This is a genomic window from Streptococcus sp. KHUD_012 (assembly GCF_052588255.1).
Genome location: NZ_CP159355.1, coordinates 1,718,962 through 1,737,900 on the forward strand (window position 1 = coordinate 1,718,962; position 18,939 = coordinate 1,737,900).

Sequence of the window (18,939 nt, forward strand, 5' to 3'; positions counted from 1 at the left end):
ACCTCCGCACAGTTGGGTAGGGCTGTAAAAGCTGATGAAATCATCGTAGTAGAGCCCACTCAACCACTGCGTCTTGCTCGACAATCCAAAAATAATTGAGAGGCTAGGACTTTTGTCCCAGCCTCTTTCTTTTTTCTCTCCAGATTTTTGCTAAAAAATATGATATAATGATGAAAAAATAAGAAAAGAGAAAACCATGACCATTCCAAGTTTTGGTGAAAAGAAACAAGATGTGACCTACGTCAATCGCTATGGTGTCTACGCTGTTATTCCCAATAAGGACAAGGATCAGATCATCCTCGTTCAAGCTCCTAATGGAGCTTGGTTCTTACCTGGAGGGGAAATTGAGGCAGGTGAAGATCACGTGCAAGCTCTGAAACGGGAACTGATCGAAGAATTAGGCTTTACCGCTATTTTAGGGCAATACTATGGCCAAGCAGATGAGTATTTCTATTCCAGTCATCGCGACACCTACTACTACAATCCTGCCTATATTTATGAAGTGGTAGACTATACAGAGACTCAAAAACCACTGGAAGATTTTAACAATCTTGCTTGGTTTCCTGTAGATGAAGCGATTGAAAAACTCAAACGTGGTAGTCACAAATGGGGCATTGAACAGTGGAAAAATACCCACAAAAAATAAAGGAATTCTTTCACAAAAAATAAAAAAGTGCTATAATAAATGAAGATAGAGGTTAGGAGGAACTCATATGAAGCTCATTAATACCACAAATAGTCATGCTGCACTGGTCAAAAGCCAACTTGCCAGCACTGACGCCTTGCTTGTCGAGGTTTATTCCGCGGGCAATACCGATGTTGTTTTTACACAGGCCCCAACACACTATGAATTATTGATCAGTAACAAACACCGAGCTATTCGTGAAACTGAAGTAGAAAAAATTCGTGAGTTCTTTTTAAAACGTAAGATTGATCTTCAAATCATTGACCAATCCGCTATTAAAACCCTCTACTCCGATAAACTAATTGAAATTTCCTTTCCAATTACTAAGTAAGGCCAATTTGCCTTACTTTTTTCTTTGGTATCTTTTTCCAAAAAAAATCCTTTCACCTCGATTATGAGATGAAAGGATTCTTTATTTCTGATAGATCATTTTTACGTGAGGGGTAGAAGCCAAGATAAAGGGCTCGCTCACCGTTTGAAAACCTAATTTTTCATACAAGCCTACCACCTGTTCTTGAGCCTCAATTTCAATGGTCCGTTCAGGAAATCTTTGTTCACAAAGGTCCAAAATTTGCTCTACCATAGCCTTTCCTAGTCCTTGACCACGACTGCCTTCGGCAACAGCCACTCGGCCAAAATGAATTGTCAGCCCTGTTTCGAATATGCGAGCATAGGCATCCACACGTCCTTCCCTATTTTGATGAAAAAGATGGATAGATCGATAATCAACATCATCGAGATCATTGTAGATCCTAGTTTGTTCCACGACAAAAGTCTCTAATCGTAGCTGAACGATCTCGTAAAACTCTTTCAGTTCTAGTTCCTTAAATTCTTTCTGGTACCACATAACTTCCTCTTTATTGAAAAGTCGCAAGGAGACTCTCTCCCTGCGATTTTTCACATCTTATTATTTAGCTTCAAATCCTTCTGCGACTGCGTCCGCAAAGTTCTCTTCGACGATGCTTGCACAGTGATCACAGATGGTTGCGTGGTAGTGGCGTTCAGCCGTTGTTGGATCGATGCGACGGCAACGGTCACAAACTTCACCAGCTGCACGTTCAACTGTGAAGGCTACATCTTCAAAGGTCACTGCACCTTCTGGAGCTGGCCCTTCTGCGATGGTCAACTCAGAAACAATCAAGAGTTGAGCAACATTGCTATCAACAGCTCCAAGAAGAGTTTTCACAACTTCATTTGGATAAACAGTTAAGTGAGCTTCAAGAGATTTACCGATCACTTTTTCATTCCGCGCTTCTTCCAAGGCTTTTTGAGCTTGACCACGGAAGTCCATGAAGGCTGACCAGGTATCCAAGATTTCTTCTTGGTTGGCAAACGTTTCTGCTTCTGGCAATTCTGACAATTGAACGAAGTCTTCTTCTTCAAACTCAAGATAGGACCAGATTTCTTCAGCAGTGTGAGGAAGAATTGGCGTCAAGAGTTTCGTGATTTTCACAAGGATATCATAGAAAACTGTTTGCATTTGACGGCGTTCAAGGGATTTAGCTCCTTCGATGTAAACAACATCCTTGGCAAAATCTAGGTAGAAGGCAGACAGGTCAACGTTGATAAAGTTGACTAGCGCTTTGTAGATCGTCAAGAACTCAAAGTTTTCATAAGCGTCACGGATGATCTTGACAAGCTGGTTAAAGCGAATGGTCATGTACTTGTCAACAGAACGAAGTTCTTCGTAAGCTACTGCATCCTCAGCTGGGTTAAAGTCAGAAGTATTGGCAATCAAGAAACGAAGAGTATTCCGAATCTTACGGTAAGTTTCAGACACTTGGCTCAAGATATCCATTGAGATACGCACGTCATTGCTTGAGTCTACACTGGTTACCCAGAGACGCAAGATTTCTGCACCAAATTGCTTTTCAACATCGCTTGGAGCAATGGTATTTCCAAGAGATTTAGACATCTTCTCACCTTTACCATCCAAAGCAAAACCTTGAGACAAGATTTGTTTGTATGGTGCGACACCATGGTTCGCCACAGATGTGATAAGAGATGAGTTGAACCAACCACGGTATTGGTCTGAACCTTCTAGGTAAAGATCAGCTGGGTATTTGAGTTCTGGACGGTTAACCACAACCCCATTCCATGATGAACCTGAGTCAAACCAGACGTCCATGATATCTGTTTCTTTTGTAAATTCGCCATTCGGTGAACCAGGATGCGTAAACCCTTCTGGCAAGAGGTCTTTCGCTTCACACTGCCACCAGATGATCGAACCATGCTCTTCAAAGAGTTGAGCCACATGTTCGATGGTTTCAGCTGTCATGATTGGTGTCCCGTCTTCTGCATAGAAGATTGGAAGAGGCACACCCCAGGCACGTTGACGAGAGATGACCCAGTCACCACGGTCACGAATCATGTTGTAAAGACGGACTTTCCCCCATTCTGAGTGGAATTTCACTTTTTCAATTTCGTCCAAGATATCTTGACGGAATTTTGATACAGAAGCGAACCACTGTGGCACGGCACGCCAGATGATTGGTTTTTTCGTCCGCCAGTCAAATGGGTAGGAGTGAGAGATTTCTTCTTGAGCAAGGAGCAAATCGCCAAGTTTTTCGATAACCGTTGGAACAACCTTGTCGTAGAATTGACCTGCAAAATCAGGACCAGCATTCTCCATCATAATACCGCGTTCGTTAACAGTAACAGCAACTTCGAGGCCATTGGCAATCCCTACATTGTAGTCATCCTCACCAAAACCAGGAGCGGTATGGACGATACCAGTACCTGAATCAAGGGTTACATGCTCACCAAGGATCACCAATTCATCCACTTCAGGATCCCATGGATGTTCTGTAACGATATGGTTCAATTCTTTTCCTTGGTAAGTTGCAAGGACTTCAGCATTTTCCCAACCGAATTTTTCAGAAAGGCTTGGCAAGAGCTCAGATGCTACGACGTACTTGCGGTCAGATCCAGCAGGTTTCACTACGACATAATCAAACTCTGCACCCACCGTCAATCCACGAGAAGCTGTAACCGTAAATGGAGTTGTTGTCCAGACAACGATGTAGGTATCTGTATCTAGGACACCCTTACCATCTTTAACTTTGTTCGCATAGTAAAGAGACGTTGAAACCAAATCATGGTATTCAATCTCTGCTTCAGCAAGGGCTGATTCAGAAGACCAAGACCAGTAAACTGGCTTAGCCCCACGGTAGATATAGCCTTTATTGGCCATTTCACCAAAGACACGGATTTGTGCTGCTTCATAGTCAGGCGTCAAGGTTACATAAGGGTGATCCCAATCACCTGAAACACCCAAACGTTTGAAGTCTTCGCGTTGTTTATCTACTTGAGAAAGAGCGTATTCACGGCAGAGTTTCAAGTACTCAACCAAGTCCATTTCTTTACGTTTGACACCTTGTTTAGCCAAGACTTGCTCAATTGGTAGACCATGGGTATCCCAACCTGGAATATAAGGGGCGTAAAAGCCTGACATAGACTTAGAACGAACAATGATATCTTTTGAGATCTTGTTCATGGCATGCCCTACGTGAATATTTCCGTTGGCATAGGGAGGGCCATCATGAAGGGTAAAATGCGGTTTTCCTTCATTCAACTCTTGACGGCGTTGATACAATTTTGCATCTTCCCATTCTTTTTGCCAAACTGGTTCCTTCGTTGGAAGCCCAGCCCGCATTGGAAAAGCTGTTTTCCCAAGATTCAATGTTTCTTTGAGTTTCATTATGTCTCCTTATTGATTTAAAAGCTATAAAAAAAACACGAGCATCCTAAAAAGGACGATTGCTCGTGGTACCACCTTTGTTCGAGAAGTCGCAAGCGACCTTCTCCTCTCATCCCGTAACGAGGGAAACGTCCGTTCTTACTCAAGGGTTCAGAACGAATACTGTAAAAGGATCATCCATTAAGAGGGAGTGCAGATCTTCCACCATCATCTGCTCGCTAGACCTATCATTAATGGACCTGTTTTTACAAAATTATAAAATATTGACAGATTCACGATTTGCATCATCTTCTGGTTGAACAGTTTCTTCAACCTCAACGACTTCCTCATTTTCATGACGAGCGTGCTCTGCTTCTTCTAAAGCGGATTGAACTTTTTCATTCAAACCTTCAAACGCTTGTGTTGCACCCAATTCTAAATTAGCAGCTTCGATGCGTTTTTGCAATTCTTCGATTTCAGCTGGAGAGAATTGACGAGTCAAATCAATGTTATCATCTTCTGCATGATGATGGTGAACTGATTCACCCAAAGCTTTCTCCACAATTTCACGGAAAGCTTCATCACTTGTTTGAATGTACATAGCTGTTGGACGAAGAATTTCATCCCATTCAGGTGTATCGATAATGCTCAATTGGCTTTCGATGGTTGATTTCAAACGTTGATGGAAGACGCGTGTCTTGTTCTTCAATTCCTCTGTTTCAACGGCAACCTTCTTGGCATTATCCGTTGCATGACGAAGGATTTCATTTGCTTTTTGTTTTGCTTCATCTACTAAGTGCTGTGCATCTTGTTCAGCTTGACGAACAATATTTTCAGAACGTTCGTTAGCGGCTTGTTTGACACGTTCCGCAGTATCTTGTGCAATCAAAACAGATTGACTCAATGAATCTTTCATTTCATCAAAATAGTTTAAGCGTTCTTCAAGAGCTTGAATTTTTGCTTCTTGATCATGATTTAAACGAACAAGATCTTCATAATCGCGAACAACGATATCTAGAAATTCTTCTACTTCGTTCGCATCATACCCTCTAAATTTAACGCCAAAAGTTTTATCTTTAATTTCTAAAGCAGTAAGAGCCATAACTCCTCCTCATTTTTTACTTAAGAGTACTTCAACAGTTATTTTATATTTTCCACTCTTTGAAATACCATTTTCAGAAACAATTTTAAGACGCCCAAAGCGTCGGACACTGACTAAATCATTCAGACCTACAGCATAGCTAACATTGGAAGTAGTCGCATAGTTAACTTTCACTAAACCAGAACTAATCAACTGACTAGCTTGTGAGCGTGAAAGCTTGAAGGTCCCAGCAATCACCTTATCTAACCGATAACTCGACACGAGAATATCTCGCTGCTGGCTTTCTTCCTCTACGATCATTTGTTCAGAGAGAGGAACTTCCCTCAGCTTAACAGGTACCCGAGAAATTTTCTGGATGTGATCCATAAAATAGTGAACAAAACGCCGTTCAACAAATACTTGGATCTTTCCATCACTCGTCAGAATATCTCCAAAGGACTTGCGCTCCACACCTAATTGGTGAACAATGGTCCCCAGTACCTGGGAATGGGTCAAGTGATGAAATTTTGAAGCATAGACCATTTCCAATAAGGCCAGATCAAAGTCACTTGGATCTAATTGGTAATAATCCGGAGCAACAATAACCTTGGCATACTCCATTTTCTGCTCATCACTGGAAGCAAAGACCTGTAATTGGTAGCTTGCCGCGACATTTCGTAAAATAGTGACCTGATGAGGGTTTAAAAAACCCGTCACCTCAACAGAATAGCGTTCCACCACTCTTTCAGACAATTCAATACAGCGATCAATGAATTCGTGATCTTCGCGATTGAAATGTTGGTAAATCTCTGTCTGTCCCATCGTATTCTATCCAATCAAAAATAGGAACAAGCGGGCTAATAACTGATTCATCAAGTTCAAGACCAAAAGTGCTACTAGAACTGTAAAATCCAAGCCCCCAAACTGTAATGGTAACTTTCTAAAAAGGCTCAAAAATGGTTCAACTAGGCGGTGAACCATTTGTCCAAGAGTACTTTGAGGTGCCCCAGGGAACCAAGATAGTAAGGCATAGATGACAAGAATGATGGAATAGATTTGAATGATATTTGATAAGTATTGAAAGATAACCATCTTAACGATTACGTTTCATATCATAGTCAAATTCTGTCACTTCCACATCATTTGGAAGGCGGATATCTTCAATGTTAACGACTACATTAATTGGAGTCAACAAGTACATGGTACTTGCAACACGACGAAGATTTCCTGCTAAAACATAACGTGCCCCATCCAAATAATCTAAACAACGACGTGCTTGTACTTCAGTCATATATTGGAAGTCAATCAAGATACTCTCATTAGATAGTAATAGATCAACAATTTCAGTCGCTTCCTCGTATTTGCGGGGATAGCGTACATCAATGGTAATCTTTTCATCTGTATTCGCACGATTAGCAGCCAATTCACGTTGACGTTCATGCAAGCGAGTAATATTTTCAGATGTATTTTTCGTTGTTGAAACAGGTTCCTTCACTGCCGCTGTAGACACTGGAGTCGTAACAGGTGCGACAGGAGTCGGTTTTTGTCTTACCGGTTCTTTTTGACTAATCTGTGGACGTGGAGAAGTCACTTGAGGAGTCGGCTGTGGCTGTGGAACTGGTTGAGTTTCCGCCCCAGCTGCTTTTGCCTCGCGAACTTCTACTTCTTCACCGTCTTCTGTGAAGTAGTCAATAAAGTTGTTAAATTTATCTTTTAATGACATAGTTCTTTCCTATTTAAAAAATGATGTCCCAATTCTTACATAAGTCGCTCCGTTCGCAATGGCTACTTCAAAGTCACGACTCATACCCATACTTAGTTCTGAAAAAGGCATATTTTTTAATTGTTTCTTTTCTAGTTGTTTCTGAAGTTGGTGAGTTTTTGAAAAAATATCCTGCAACTCTTCTTGACTAGCCTCAAAAGGAGCCATCGTCATTAAACCAACAATTTCAATTTTGTCCAGCTGTGCGATTTCCGCTAAAACATCATCCAGTTCATCGGGTGCAAATCCATGCTTACTTTCTTCACCAGAAATGTTCACTTGGAGGAAACACTTGATCGGGTGTTCTGCTCGCTTTTGAATTTCTTGAGCCAGCTTCACCGAATCCAAGGCATGAAAGTAATCGACGAGATTGATCACGTCTTTTACTTTCCGCCGTTGGAGGCTCCCAATCAAGTGCCAAGTGAGGTCATACTCTTTGAGAGCTTGATACTTTTCTAGGAATTTATCGACACGATTTTCACCGATATGTTGGATACCTGTTTTCACCAGTGCTTCTGTTGTGGCAACATCCACATACTTGGTGACAGCTATCACATTAACTTGATCTTGACGGTTAGCTTTGTTTCTTGCTGTTTCTACTTGTTGCCGAACAAGATCAGCATTCTCTACCAGATTCATGATTAACGATTCCGGAAGAATGGTGGTGTTTCCAATTCATCATCATCTGAAGATGAATCTACATAACGATCAACTTGATGTGTTGATGTTGGTTCAGTTTGGCGAACGATATTCTCACGACGAATATCCCAATCACCAAAGGCTGAGCCACGGTTTGGTTCTACCGCTGGACGACTTGGAGTTGTTGGCAATTCAACATCTTGTTTCAAATCAAATTCACGGTCAAATGGTGCAGCTTGTGGGCGTTGTTCACGTGGTCCTGTTTTATAAGGACGTTGTGAGGAAGCAATGCCACTAACGCGTTCTACCTTGTCTTGACGGACACCAGTTGCAACAACCGTCACGCGGATTTCATCTTTAAGAGATTCATCAATAGATGTACCCAACCAGATGTTCACTCCGTGACCTGCAGCTTGGTTCACAATTTCTGAAGCTTCTTCTGCTTCGATCAATGTCATATCCAAACCACCTGTTACGTTGACGATCACGTCTTCTGCACCATCAATTGTAGTTTCAAGAAGTGGAGAGTAAATAGCTTTACGAGCCGCTTCGATAACGCGTTCTTCACCGCTACCAACACCAATACCCATGAGGGCATTTCCTTTGTTTTCCATAACAGTCTTCACGTCTGCAAAGTCAAGGTTGATCAATCCAGGACTTGTGATCAAGTCAGTGATCCCTTGAACACCTTGACGAAGAACGTTATCTGCTTCACTCAAAGCTTCAAGAAGCGGTGTCTTCTTGTCTACAATTTCAAGCAAGTTGTTATTAGAAATAATCAACAATGTATCTACATGTTCGCGAAGTTCGTTGATCCCTTCAATAGCGAAGTTGCCACGTTTTGAACCTTCAAACCCGAATGGACGAGTGACAACGGCTACTGTCAAAGCACCTACAGCTTTGGCAATACGAGCGATGACTGGTGCAGCACCTGTACCAGATCCTCCACCCATCCCTGCAGTGATGAAGACCATGTCTGCACCTTGCAAAGCTTCTGTTAACACTTCTTCGCTTTCTTCAGCTGCCTTACGACCAACTTCAGGTTGACCTCCAGCACCCAATCCACGAGTCAATTTTGGACCCAATTGGATAACTGTTTCAGCCTTAGCACTTGAAAGTGCTTGAACATCTGTATTAGCTGCGATGAATTCTACTCCGGCAACGCCTTCGTCAATCATACGATTGATGGCGTTACCGCCACCGCCACCGACACCGATTACTTTAATTACTGCACCTTGTGCCGCTGCTGTGTCAAATGAAAATGTCATAAATACTTACACTCCTTAATCAAACATATTACCGATCAAATTTTTCATTCGGTCTGTGAATGTAGTTTTTGGTTCTTGTTTGCTATCATTGCTTGCTGCTGGAATTTCTTGAGCATCCACTGGAGATTCAATCTTCTCAGCATTGTATGCAGGTACTACCGGTTGTGCTGGAGCAGCAGGTTGTGGTTGTACTTGTGGTTGCACTGGACGATCAAATTGAATCGGTTGTTGACGCAAGACTTCGTCTCCATGAACTGCAGCTTGAGCAATAATATCCACATCTGTCAAATTGCCTGCATATTCAGACAAGCTAATTACATGGGCAAAAGCTGGATTGCGAATTCCAATTTGATTTGGAACAAACAATTTCACATTTACACCAAAGACTTCTTGAGCCAATTCTTCAACACCAGGAAGGATCGCACCTCCACCGATAATCACAATACCACCAGGAAGATCCAACAAATGTCTTCTCTCAAGGTCTTGTTTGATTTGCTCAAAGATGTGTTTGATACGTGCTGAAATGATTTCAGCTAAATACTTCTCAGTCACTTCAACTGGCTCTACTTCACCGATGACTTCTACATGGAAGACTTCGTTTCCAGCAGATGGCACATAGGCTTCACCATAATTGAACTTCAAGCCTTCTGCCAATTTTTGAGAAGTTTTCAATACTTTAGAAATATCTTTGGTAACATAATCGCCACCTTCTTGATAGATATTTGTAAATTGAAGTTCTTGGCTACGAACAGATGCCACCGTTGTTTGGCCACCACCCATATCGATCACCGTTGCTCCGAATTCACGTTCGCCTTCATTCAAGACTGTTTTGATCATCGCAAGCGGTGAAATGATGATGTTTTCAACTTGTAAGCCTGCACGTTCAACGGTTTTACGCAAATTGTGCAAGATTGTACGAGGTCCTGTATAAAGAAGACCACGCATTTCAAGTCGGATCCCCATCATTCCGCGTGGATCGCGAATTCCTTGGAAACCATCAACTGTGAATTCCTCAGGAATGAAGGTGATTACTTCACGATCCGGTGTCATACTTTTTGTGAGTGCAGATTTGACAACATTTTCAACATCTGCATCTGTGATTTCTTTCGAATCACTTGTGACTGGAATCATTCCTTGAGTTGCTTCGATTTGTAGTAAGTTTGCAGGCAACCCAACATTGACTAGATTGATTGAAATCCCTGCTTTTTCTTCAGCTTGGCTGATTGCATTTTTAATTGCATTTGAAGCAGCTTCGATATCTACGATAATTCCATCTTTGACGCCAGCACTTTTTGCATTGCTGACTCCAATTACATTCATTTCTCCATTGACATGTTCTGCCACCAATACTTTTATTGAACTAGTACCGATATCTAAACCTGTAAAAAAGCCGTCTCTAGCCATTACACCAGTCCTCTCTCTTTATTTGTTTTCACTTTACATCTATTTATAGCCCTTTTAGTTGGAACTATCCAAACTTCATTATATCACAAAGAAGCCTAAAATGGACATTTTTTCTTCAATTATTTGAGATAATTTATGGGCTTTACTCATTCCCAGAAGAATTTTCTCCTTCTGCATTCTGTTCTTGATTCTGTTCTTGGCTTGCTTCCTCAGAATGTTCTTCTTGCTTTTCTGTACTTTCAGCCTTTTCTTTTTCAGCTTGCTCTTTGGCATCTGCGATAGATTGTTCACTATAGCTGAAGACTCCAGCCTCCATATCAATGGTGGAATTATCGTCTAATTGCTTACTAATGGCTTTATAATAAGGAAGCTTGCGGGTAATTTGGGAAACAGGCACCAAGATTTTATTATCGTTTTTCATGGTGATGGTCACCAGATCCTTGGTGACCTTGCTCGGAGTCAGATCTACCGAAACAATTTTATCCGTAATGGAAGAAGATATAGACTTCATTTCTTGGACAAATTGTCTAACCAATTCTCGATCTGAGAATTTTAAGCTAATATAGGAGAACGGCAATTCCGAAGCTGGAGTTACTGTCTCAACTACTTCTCCATTTTCCAATACTGGATAGTGGTCTTCTCCGGTCACATAATAGGCAACCACTTTGTGTTCCACGATATTGACTTTAAAAGTCACCGGGAATTGATAATGCATGTGAACCTCTTTGATCCATGGACTAGCCGTTTTCATATTTTGTTCATAGACCGATTTATGAAGGAAAGTCGTCAGAGTATAATCTTCTTCTTTGATGCGACTTTTTTCATACAAGAGTTGCTGGTCAACCGCCTTGTTCCCTGAAAATTCAATCACTTTCTGTGTGGATAAGGGGCTTAAAAAGTAGATCGAGAGAAGGGCGACAATCGAGCTGATTCCGATAACCGGAAGGGCACGATAGATGTGGCGTTTTGCCACTGTCGGTTCCTTCTTTGGTTTTTTCGTCTTCAAGCCTTTAAAAAATGAAGGCTTTTTCTCTTGTTTCTCTGAAGGATCTAGCTCCTCTTTAGCCGGATCAACTTCTTCTCCTTCTGAACTTTCTCCATCCGCATCTGGATCCTCTTCGGCCTCAGATTCATCTTCCTCTTCAGACTCTTCTATTTCTTCAGATTCTTCCTCTGAGACGGAAGCTGTCTCTTTTTCTGAAAGGTCTTCGTCTTCTTTTGCTTCTTCGCTTTCAGTTTCCTCTGTTTCAGCTTCTTCCGCTTTTTCAAGCGCTTTTTTTTCTAAATATTCTTTGTTTCTTTTTTGCCAGGCTGACAATTCTGTAATTTTGTCATCCGTTGGCGTTTTTTTATTGTCGTCCGTCATCTTTTCCCTTACTGATATCTTTTTGAAGCAGGCCATAAAAATCGTCTAGTGAAAGGAGTTCTGTCGATTTTTCCATTGCTTGGTGGTAGACTTGGCTTTGCTTCAACATTTCTTGAATGGTTTCATTAAAGGTTTCGAGCGTCAATTGATCTTCCTGCAATTGCTCTGCATAACCTTTATCCACAAAATATTGGGCATTTTCAATCTGATCGCCACGGCTGGCTTCTTTTCCTAGCGGTACAATCAAATGGAGTTTGTTCATGGCCAAGAGTTCAAATAAGGTATTGGCTCCACCTCTAGTCACCACTAAATCAGCCTTCTGGAGCATGGGCAAATACTGATCGGTTACATAATCCACTCGATACAAGCCACCCTCAGCCTGATTCAATGTTGAATCACCCGTCAAATTGATGATATTGTAGTGCTGCAAGAGCTCTGCTTTGTGCTCTGTCACAAATTCATTAAAGACACGCGCACCAGCAGATCCTCCGACAAAGAGAAGTGTCGGCAAGTCTTTTCGGAAACCTTTTGTTTTTTCTTCTAATTCTTCAGAAGTTGTCGGAACATGATCTGTGACCTTGGTTACCGCACCGATATGCGCACTCTTTGTTAAACCATGAGCTTGCTCAAAAGTCGTGTACATCTTGGTAGCGAATTTATAAGCAATTTTATTGGCCAATCCCATCGAGAGATCCGACTCATGGATATAGACAGGGACACGCGTGAGTCTAGCTGCGATCACTGGTGGCACCGAGACAAATCCCCCTTTTGAGAAGAGAACTTGTGGACGCACACGAAGCAGGATTGCAATGGACTGGAGCGTTCCCCAAGCCACCTTGAACACATCCATCATATTTTGGAAAGAGAAATAGCGGCGCAATTTCCCCGTTGCAATTGAATGGAATCGCACGTCTAAGCCAGACTTTTTGATCTCTTGGTATTCGATTCCTTTTTTGTCTCCAATATAATGGACTTCCCATCCATCTTCGATAAATTTTGGAATCAAGAGGAGATTAAGGGTCACATGTCCCACGGTTCCCCCACCAGTAAACATTATTTTTTTCATCTTATTTCAACCCTTTTACTGTAGCAAGGAATTCATCCCCACGCACTTCAAAATTCGGATACATATCCCAGCTGGCATTGGCAGGACTTAGTAGTACAACATCGCCAGGGCTAGCCAAGTCGAAGGCTTTCTTTGTAGCATCTGCTACATTTGCTGCATCGACATAAGGGACGCCTGCTTTATCGGCTGCGCGTTTCACTCGAGGAGCTGATTCCCCTAGAATCACCATTTCCTTTAAACCAGTAATGTGAGGCACCAATTCATCAAATTCATTGCCACGATCGAGCCCCCCTGCAATCAAGATCACCTTGCTGTTATCAAAACCAGAAAGAGCTTTTTGTGTTGCTAGAATATTAGTCGATTTGCTATCATTGTAGAATTTGACACCTTGAATCTCATCCACATATTGAAGACGGTGTTTCACTCCTCCAAAGGCCGACAAGATTTCTTTAATGACCTCATTCTCCACACCTCGGACTTTTGCAACAGCAATCGTTGCCAAGGCATTTTCTACATTGTGGCTTCCTGGAACACCCAGTTCATCCGCACGCATGACAGCTTCTCCCTTAAACTTGAGAAGTCCATCTTCCAAATAAGCACCGTCCACTTTTTCGATTGTAGAAAATGGAAGGACCCTTGCCTTGGTTTTTGTAGCCAGTTCCTTAGCCAGGTCTTGGTTGAAGTTTAACACAATGACATCTTTTTCTGTCATATTCTTTTGAAGATTCCATTTGGCAGCTACATAATTTTCAAAAGAACCATGGTAGTCGATATGGGTTGGCATGAGGTTGGTAATCACTGCAATCTCTGGATGGAAGGCTTCAATGCCCATCAATTGGAAAGAAGACAATTCCATGACCAGAACTTCTTTTTCTGTCGCTGTTTGTGCGACTTGGCTGGCTGGAAAGCCGATATTCCCAGACAATAGACCACCTTGGCCAGCAGCCGTCAAGACTTCCCCGATCATGGTTGTCGTCGTCGTTTTTCCGTTTGATCCTGTAATCCCAATAATTGGCGCATCCGAAATCAGATAGGCCAATTCCACTTCAGTGAGGACTGGAATGCCCTTTTCAAGCGCTTTTTCGACCATCGGATTCGTATAAGGGATTCCTGGATTTTTGACCATGACTGCAAAGTCTTCATCCAACAACTCCAGAGGGTGACCTCCTGTCACAACTTTAATCCCTTCTTCCAGTAAACTTTGTGCTGCTGGATTTTCTTCAAAAGGTTTGCCATCATTGACGGTCACAATCGCTCCTAAGCGATCCAACAAACGGGCAGCTGACTCGCCTGACTTAGCCAAACCTAATACAAGAACCTTTTTATTTTCAAATTGTTTCACAAATTTCATGATTTCTTCGCTCCATTTTTATCACTCTCTATTTTACCTTTTTTTAGCAAAATTAAAAAGCCCAAAGGGCTTTAAAAATCACGTCACCGTTTATTTTTTCTGTTTGGTCGTCATTTTGGAAATATCTACCAAAGCCAGGTAGCCAACAAAGGCTAGAAAGGCACCGACAAAAAACTCGGACGGTAGTTGGAATATCTGAAAAATGGCTAGACAAGCAAGAACGATAAAAGAGACGATCAAGACCACCATTGTGACACTGTTTAAGGTACCACGAATACTCTTTGGGGTCATAAAAAGGTAAAAAAGGAGAATCAAAATCCCTAAGATAAAATAGACCATTTTGTTTCTCCTTTCTTTTCGTATTATTCAGCAGCTGCTGATTTTTTCTTTTTATTTGCTTTTTCGCGTTCTGCTTTATTCAAGATCTGTTTACGCAAACGGATAGATTCAGGTGTTACTTCCATGTACTCATCGTCGTTCAAGAACTCAAGAGATTCTTCCAAGGTCAAGATACGAGGAGTCTTGATAACCGCTGTTTGGTCCTTGGTAGCTGAACGGACGTTGGTCATTTGTTTTGCTTTCGTAATGTTGACAGTCAAGTCGTTCTCACGAGAGTTTTCCCCAATGATCATTCCTTCGTAAACTTCTGTACCTGGATTGACAAAGATCGTACCACGTTCTTCAATAGACATGATCGAGTATGTCGTTGCTTTTCCGTTATCGATGGAAACAAGAGCACCACGGTGACGTCCACCAATTTCTCCTGGAATCACTGGCAAGTATTGGTCAAAGGTGTGGTTCATGATTCCGTAACCACGTGTCATTGACAAGAACTCTGTTGAGTATCCAATCAACCCACGCGCTGGAACAAGGAAGACCAAACGAGTTTGACCGTTACCAGTTGCGACCATATCCAACATTTCACCTTTACGTTCAGAAAGGCTTTGGATAACAGATCCTTGGTATTCTTCTGGTGTGTCGATTTGTACGCGCTCAAATGGTTCACATTTGACACCATCAATTTCCTTGATGATAACTTCTGGACGAGATACTTGCAATTCGTATCCTTCACGACGCATGGTTTCAATCAAGATAGACAAGTGCAATTCCCCACGTCCTGAAACTGTCCATTTATCAGGTGAGTCCGTCGGGTCAACACGAAGAGAGACGTCTGTTTGCAATTCTGCTTGCAAGCGTTCTTCGACCTTACGAGAGGTCACCCATTTCCCTTCCCGACCTGCAAATGGTGAGTTGTTGACCAAGAAGGTCATTTGAAGGGTTGGCTCATCGATGTGAAGGATTGGAAGTGCTTCTACTGCGTCAGTTGGTGTGATGGTTTCTCCAACGAAGATATCTTCCATACCAGAAATAGCGATCAAGTCACCAGCTTTAGCTTCTTGAATCTCGCGACGTTCCAAACCAAAGAAACCAAAGAGTTTGGTCACACGGAAGTTTTTAGTTGTACCATCCAGTTTAGAAAGGGTAACTTGGTCCCCAACCTTAACTGTACCACGGAAGACACGTCCGATACCGATACGACCAACGAAGTCATTGTAGTCAAGAAGAGACACTTGGAATTGAAGGGGCTCATCTGAGTTATCAACTGGAGCTGGGATGTGATCAATAATGGTATCAAAGATCGGTGCCATAGTTTTTTCTTGATCTGCTGGATCATCTGACAAGGATGATGTTCCGTTGATCGCTGATGCATAAACAACTGGGAAGTCAAGCTGGTCATCATCCGCACCTAGCTCGATGAAGAGTTCCAAGACTTCGTCTACTACTTCTGCTGGACGAGCAGATGGCTTATCGATTTTATTAACTACAACGATCGGCACAAGGTCTTGTTCCAAGGCTTTTTTCAATACGAAACGAGTCTGAGGCATAGTTCCTTCGTAGGCATCTACGACCAATACAACCCCGTCAACCATTTTCATGATCCGTTCCACTTCTCCACCGAAGTCCGCGTGTCCTGGTGTGTCCATGATATTGATCCGAGTTCCGTTATAAGCAACGGCTGTATTTTTAGCAAGAATGGTAATCCCACGTTCTTTTTCAAGATCGTTTGAGTCCATTGCACGTTCTTGCAATTCTTTACGTTCATCCAAGGTGTGCGATTGTTTCAACAATTCGTCTACCAAGGTTGTTTTACCATGGTCAACGTGGGCAATGATCGCAACGTTACGAATATCTTCTCTTAATTTTGTCATGATTTCCTCTATATAATTTTAAATAATATTTCTAACTGAACAATTATACCACAGTCCCGTTTAAAAAACACAGTTCAGCTAGTTGTAAATGTTTTCATCCTCATTTCTTTTCTCCGACTCGATTTCCTTTTCATTTCATGATACACTGATGATAAGAATTTCAGAAAAAGAGGCTCCCATGAGATTAGATCAATTGATGGCAGACCATCATTACGCTCGCAAAGACATCAAACAACTTCTGGCCCGAAGGCAAATCTTGGTCGATCACCTACCAGCTAAAAAACTGTCACAAAACATCGACCCTGGACTCCAAGAGATTCAAATAGGGGAACGGCTCATTCAGGAACCGCGTCACCACTACTACATGCTCCATAAACCAATTGGAGCCGTGACTGCCAAAAGAGATGCCCAGCATCCAACAGTAATCGATCTGGTAGATCCCCAACAAGAATATCCAGATCTTTATCCGCTTGGTCGCCTCGATCGCGATACCAGTGGTCTGCTCCTCATCACAGATAATGGGCCCCTTGGTTTTCAACTTCTACATCCTCAATATCATGTGGATAAAACTTATCAAGTTGAAGTCAATGGACCGCTCTATGCAGCCCACATCGAGCAATTTCAGAATGGGATTTCATTCAAAGATGGCCCCATCTGTAAGCCTGCTTCCTTAACCATTCTAGAAAGTAGCCCTAGCTACAGCAAGGCCCAGGTCCGAATCTCAGAAGGAAAATACCACCAAGTGAAAAAGATGTTCTTAGCCATTGGCGTCAAAGTAATGACCTTAAAACGCTTGTCTTTTGGTCCCTTCACCTTGGATCCTCAGTTAGCCCCTGGCGAAAGCCGGCCTTTGAATGAAGTGGAGCTCACCTGGGTCAAAGATTCCCTTGAAAAAACGAGATAAAAAGAGGCTGGGACAAAAGTCCTAGCCTCTTAATTGTTTTTGGATTGTCGTGCATTGAGTGGGCCCTACTACGCTGATTTCATCAGTTTTTACAACCCTACTCAACTGTGCGGAGGTGGGACGACGAAATCGAATTCTAACGAATGACCGATTTCTGTCCCACTCTCTTTTATTAAGCGTCTTTTTTCACTTTCCCATTCCAAGAATCAAGACCATAAGACAAGACATAAATGTCTGTATAGCCCTGTTTCTTGAGATAGAGAGCCGCATTGGTGACACGCGAACTACGGCTATTCTCATAGAGCAAAATCGGTTTGTCTTTGCGCAAGGCCGCAAGGCTCAACTTCAACTGAGTAGAAGGAATGTTGCGCGCTCCTAAAATATGCTTTGCATGAAACTCAACTGGCTCTCGCAAGTCAATCAACTGCCCTTTACGAATCAACTCTTCAAAAGCAGCATTGTCCACAAATTTAGCAGCTTTACGGATGCGGAAATAATTAAACACCATCCATCCAACTATTCCTAAAACAACCAACCAAAAAATGATATTTCCCATCACTCTACCTCACTCTTTTTCAAAAATTCTAATTCTTGCTTGTGCTCTCTTCTTAAAACGGTATCGGCTTCTAAATAATCGAGCCGCTCCATCAAGCCTGCATCATAAAGACGTTGAAGCTCAATTTTCATCAATTCGATGTCATAGAGGCGCTTCCCCACATAAATGATGATTCCAAAACGTTTTAAAAATTGTTGAACATCATACAGGTTTTTCATGTTCATTATTGTATCAAATTTAGAAAGGCTTTACAAGATTTTCAAGTAAATGATGACATTTTTCGATTTGTTTACGAATAAATAAGTATGATCAACTTTTATTTTTTTACCATCGGTACTTGTTTCGCCTCTTTTTTGGGACTAGTGGTCGATCGCTTCCCAAACCAATCCATTCTCACTCCTCGCAGTCATTGCGATCACTGCCAGCACGTCCTTGGAGTTTGGGATCTCATCCCCATTATCTCGCAACTACTGCATCGTTTTCGCTGTCGCTATTGTCATCAGACCTACCCATTTTGGTACTGCCTTTTTGAGATCTGGAGTGGCCTGATCTTCTTAGCCTGTGCCAATGGTTTTCTTTCTCTGCCTCAACTTCTGACGTTACTCGGATCTGCTGTTTTAGCCATCTATGACCTACGCTTTATGGAATACCCCTTGGCCATCTGGTGTTGTCTCCATGCCTTAGTCCTCTTTTTATCCGCTAGTAATCTCCTCATGCTGGTCTTTTTACTCCTTGCGATCGGTGCCCACTTTTTCTTTATTGGAATGGGGGCGGGAGATTTTCTCTTACTCGCCACCTTCTCACTCAGCTTTTCTTCTACCAAGATCCTCATTCTCATCCAGATCGCATCCATCTTAGGCATTCTCTTCTTTGCCCTCAAAAAAGAAAGAGACCGGATTCCTTTTGTTCCCTGTCTTTTTCTGAGTTATCATGCTTTACTGTTTTTTACATTTTTAAGCAGATAAGAT

General features: G+C 42.1%; 19 protein-coding genes and 1 pseudogene. 4 read left to right on the top strand and 16 right to left on the bottom strand.

Features of this window, described 5'->3' with window-relative positions:
- The first annotated feature begins 196 nt into the window (after window positions 1–196).
- Window positions 197–646, top strand: coding sequence for an NUDIX hydrolase (locus ABVF55_RS08285; protein WP_070666453.1), 450 nt, complete (start codon window positions 197–199; stop codon window positions 644–646).
- Window positions 647–713: 67 nt separating this feature from the next.
- Window positions 714–1,016: a DUF1827 family protein gene (locus ABVF55_RS08290; protein ID WP_003012157.1), complete on the top strand. Its 303-nt coding sequence runs from the start codon at window positions 714–716 to the stop codon at window positions 1,014–1,016.
- Between the two features lie 81 nt (window positions 1,017–1,097).
- On the opposite strand, the gene ABVF55_RS08295 is transcribed toward ABVF55_RS08290, so the two are convergent.
- From ABVF55_RS08295 to typA, 14 genes and pseudogenes are all read right to left on the bottom strand, one after another.
- Window positions 1,098–1,532, bottom strand: coding sequence for a GNAT family N-acetyltransferase (locus ABVF55_RS08295; protein ID WP_070666455.1), 435 nt, complete (start codon window positions 1,530–1,532; stop codon window positions 1,098–1,100).
- A gap of 60 nt (window positions 1,533–1,592) precedes the next feature.
- Complete coding sequence (gene ileS, locus ABVF55_RS08300; protein ID WP_445285220.1) at window positions 1,593–4,385, bottom strand: isoleucine--tRNA ligase; 2,793 nt, start codon at window positions 4,383–4,385, stop codon at window positions 1,593–1,595.
- Between the two features lie 253 nt (window positions 4,386–4,638).
- Complete coding sequence (locus ABVF55_RS08305) at window positions 4,639–5,466, bottom strand: DivIVA domain-containing protein (RefSeq protein ID WP_021152770.1); 828 nt, start codon at window positions 5,464–5,466, stop codon at window positions 4,639–4,641.
- 9 nt (window positions 5,467–5,475) lie between these two features.
- Window positions 5,476–6,267: a YlmH family RNA-binding protein gene (locus tag ABVF55_RS08310; protein ID WP_150905504.1), complete on the bottom strand. Its 792-nt coding sequence runs from the start codon at window positions 6,265–6,267 to the stop codon at window positions 5,476–5,478.
- Between the two features lie 6 nt (window positions 6,268–6,273).
- The gene (locus ABVF55_RS08315) at window positions 6,274–6,537 is read right to left on the bottom strand and encodes a YggT family protein (RefSeq protein WP_003005966.1); all 264 of its coding nucleotides are present in this window, start codon (window positions 6,535–6,537) and stop codon (window positions 6,274–6,276) included.
- A gap of 1 nt (window position 6,538) precedes the next feature.
- A pseudogene (locus tag ABVF55_RS08320) lies at window positions 6,539–6,910 on the bottom strand (cell division protein SepF); the annotation flags it as partial.
- A 267-nt stretch (window positions 6,911–7,177) separates the two neighbouring features.
- Window positions 7,178–7,846 carry a YggS family pyridoxal phosphate-dependent enzyme gene (locus ABVF55_RS08325; RefSeq protein ID WP_003011742.1) on the bottom strand — a complete coding sequence of 223 codons (669 nt, stop codon included), beginning with the start codon at window positions 7,844–7,846 and terminating at the stop codon, window positions 7,178–7,180.
- Between the two features lie 2 nt (window positions 7,847–7,848).
- On the bottom strand, window positions 7,849–9,114 hold the full coding sequence (gene ftsZ / locus ABVF55_RS08330; protein WP_003005955.1) for a cell division protein FtsZ: 1,266 nt from the start codon (window positions 9,112–9,114) through the stop codon (window positions 7,849–7,851).
- Window positions 9,115–9,129: 15 nt separating this feature from the next.
- A complete protein-coding gene (ftsA, locus tag ABVF55_RS08335) occupies window positions 9,130–10,518 on the bottom strand; it encodes a cell division protein FtsA (protein WP_003005953.1) in 1,389 nt (462 codons plus the stop codon).
- 142 nt (window positions 10,519–10,660) lie between these two features.
- Complete coding sequence (locus tag ABVF55_RS08340) at window positions 10,661–11,884, bottom strand: cell division protein FtsQ/DivIB (protein WP_445285221.1); 1,224 nt, start codon at window positions 11,882–11,884, stop codon at window positions 10,661–10,663.
- Complete coding sequence (locus ABVF55_RS08345) at window positions 11,868–12,950, bottom strand: UDP-N-acetylglucosamine--N-acetylmuramyl-(pentapeptide) pyrophosphoryl-undecaprenol N-acetylglucosamine transferase (protein ID WP_445285222.1); 1,083 nt, start codon at window positions 12,948–12,950, stop codon at window positions 11,868–11,870. Before ABVF55_RS08345 ends, ABVF55_RS08340 begins: the two co-directional genes overlap by 17 nt.
- 1 nt (window position 12,951) lies before the next feature.
- Entirely contained in the window at window positions 12,952–14,301 is a 1,350-nt protein-coding gene (gene murD, locus ABVF55_RS08350; protein WP_445285223.1) for a UDP-N-acetylmuramoyl-L-alanine--D-glutamate ligase, read from the bottom strand.
- Between the two features lie 90 nt (window positions 14,302–14,391).
- Window positions 14,392–14,640 (bottom strand): DUF3165 family protein, encoded by a 249-nt coding sequence (locus ABVF55_RS08355; protein ID WP_049507003.1) that lies wholly within the window; start codon window positions 14,638–14,640, stop codon window positions 14,392–14,394.
- A gap of 23 nt (window positions 14,641–14,663) precedes the next feature.
- A complete protein-coding gene (gene typA / locus ABVF55_RS08360) occupies window positions 14,664–16,511 on the bottom strand; it encodes a translational GTPase TypA (RefSeq protein ID WP_070589628.1) in 1,848 nt (615 codons plus the stop codon).
- Window positions 16,512–16,689: 178 nt separating this feature from the next.
- Here typA and ABVF55_RS08365 point away from each other — a divergent pair, with 178 nt between their 5' ends.
- Complete coding sequence (locus ABVF55_RS08365) at window positions 16,690–17,415, top strand: 16S rRNA pseudouridine(516) synthase (RefSeq protein ID WP_070589630.1); 726 nt, start codon at window positions 16,690–16,692, stop codon at window positions 17,413–17,415.
- 172 nt (window positions 17,416–17,587) lie between these two features.
- On the opposite strand, the gene ABVF55_RS08370 is transcribed toward ABVF55_RS08365, so the two are convergent.
- Together ABVF55_RS08370 and ABVF55_RS08375 are read right to left on the bottom strand one after the other, a co-directional pair.
- Window positions 17,588–17,971, bottom strand: coding sequence for a rhodanese-like domain-containing protein (locus ABVF55_RS08370; protein ID WP_070589632.1), 384 nt, complete (start codon window positions 17,969–17,971; stop codon window positions 17,588–17,590).
- On the bottom strand, window positions 17,971–18,189 hold the full coding sequence (locus ABVF55_RS08375) for a YqgQ family protein (RefSeq protein ID WP_003017930.1): 219 nt from the start codon (window positions 18,187–18,189) through the stop codon (window positions 17,971–17,973). Before ABVF55_RS08375 ends, ABVF55_RS08370 begins: the two co-directional genes overlap by 1 nt.
- Before the next feature lie 87 nt (window positions 18,190–18,276).
- Between ABVF55_RS08375 and ABVF55_RS08380 the strand changes: the two genes are divergently transcribed.
- Window positions 18,277–18,936, top strand: coding sequence for a prepilin peptidase (locus tag ABVF55_RS08380; RefSeq protein WP_445285224.1), 660 nt, complete (start codon window positions 18,277–18,279; stop codon window positions 18,934–18,936).
- Window positions 18,937–18,939 lie beyond the last annotated feature (3 nt).

What these genes read in the sequence shown, in the direction of transcription:
- ABVF55_RS08285 (WP_070666453.1), top strand. Translation starts at nt 197, where the DNA reads ATGACCATTCCAAGTTTTGGTGAAAAGAAACAAGATGTGACCTACGTC.
- ABVF55_RS08365 (WP_070589630.1), top strand. Translation starts at nt 16,690, where the DNA reads ATGAGATTAGATCAATTGATGGCAGACCATCATTACGCTCGCAAAGAC.
- ABVF55_RS08370 (WP_070589632.1), bottom strand. Translation starts at nt 17,971, where the DNA reads ATGGGAAATATCATTTTTTGGTTGGTTGTTTTAGGAATAGTTGGATGG.
- ABVF55_RS08310 (WP_150905504.1), bottom strand. Translation starts at nt 6,267, where the DNA reads ATGGGACAGACAGAGATTTACCAACATTTCAATCGCGAAGATCACGAA.
- ABVF55_RS08315 (WP_003005966.1), bottom strand. Translation starts at nt 6,537, where the DNA reads ATGGTTATCTTTCAATACTTATCAAATATCATTCAAATCTATTCCATC.
- ABVF55_RS08380 (WP_445285224.1), top strand. Translation starts at nt 18,277, where the DNA reads ATGATCAACTTTTATTTTTTTACCATCGGTACTTGTTTCGCCTCTTTT.
- murD (WP_445285223.1), bottom strand. Translation starts at nt 14,301, where the DNA reads ATGAAATTTGTGAAACAATTTGAAAATAAAAAGGTTCTTGTATTAGGT.
- ABVF55_RS08340 (WP_445285221.1), bottom strand. Translation starts at nt 11,884, where the DNA reads ATGACGGACGACAATAAAAAAACGCCAACGGATGACAAAATTACAGAA.
- ABVF55_RS08355 (WP_049507003.1), bottom strand. Translation starts at nt 14,640, where the DNA reads ATGGTCTATTTTATCTTAGGGATTTTGATTCTCCTTTTTTACCTTTTT.
- ABVF55_RS08295 (WP_070666455.1), bottom strand. Translation starts at nt 1,532, where the DNA reads ATGTGGTACCAGAAAGAATTTAAGGAACTAGAACTGAAAGAGTTTTAC.
- ABVF55_RS08345 (WP_445285222.1), bottom strand. Translation starts at nt 12,950, where the DNA reads ATGAAAAAAATAATGTTTACTGGTGGGGGAACCGTGGGACATGTGACC.
- ABVF55_RS08290 (WP_003012157.1), top strand. Translation starts at nt 714, where the DNA reads ATGAAGCTCATTAATACCACAAATAGTCATGCTGCACTGGTCAAAAGC.
- ileS (WP_445285220.1), bottom strand. Translation starts at nt 4,385, where the DNA reads ATGAAACTCAAAGAAACATTGAATCTTGGGAAAACAGCTTTTCCAATG.
- typA (WP_070589628.1), bottom strand. Translation starts at nt 16,511, where the DNA reads ATGACAAAATTAAGAGAAGATATTCGTAACGTTGCGATCATTGCCCAC.
- ftsA (WP_003005953.1), bottom strand. Translation starts at nt 10,518, where the DNA reads ATGGCTAGAGACGGCTTTTTTACAGGTTTAGATATCGGTACTAGTTCA.
- ftsZ (WP_003005955.1), bottom strand. Translation starts at nt 9,114, where the DNA reads ATGACATTTTCATTTGACACAGCAGCGGCACAAGGTGCAGTAATTAAA.
- ABVF55_RS08305 (WP_021152770.1), bottom strand. Translation starts at nt 5,466, where the DNA reads ATGGCTCTTACTGCTTTAGAAATTAAAGATAAAACTTTTGGCGTTAAA.
- ABVF55_RS08375 (WP_003017930.1), bottom strand. Translation starts at nt 18,189, where the DNA reads ATGAAAAACCTGTATGATGTTCAACAATTTTTAAAACGTTTTGGAATC.
- ABVF55_RS08325 (WP_003011742.1), bottom strand. Translation starts at nt 7,846, where the DNA reads ATGAATCTGGTAGAGAATGCTGATCTTGTTCGGCAACAAGTAGAAACA.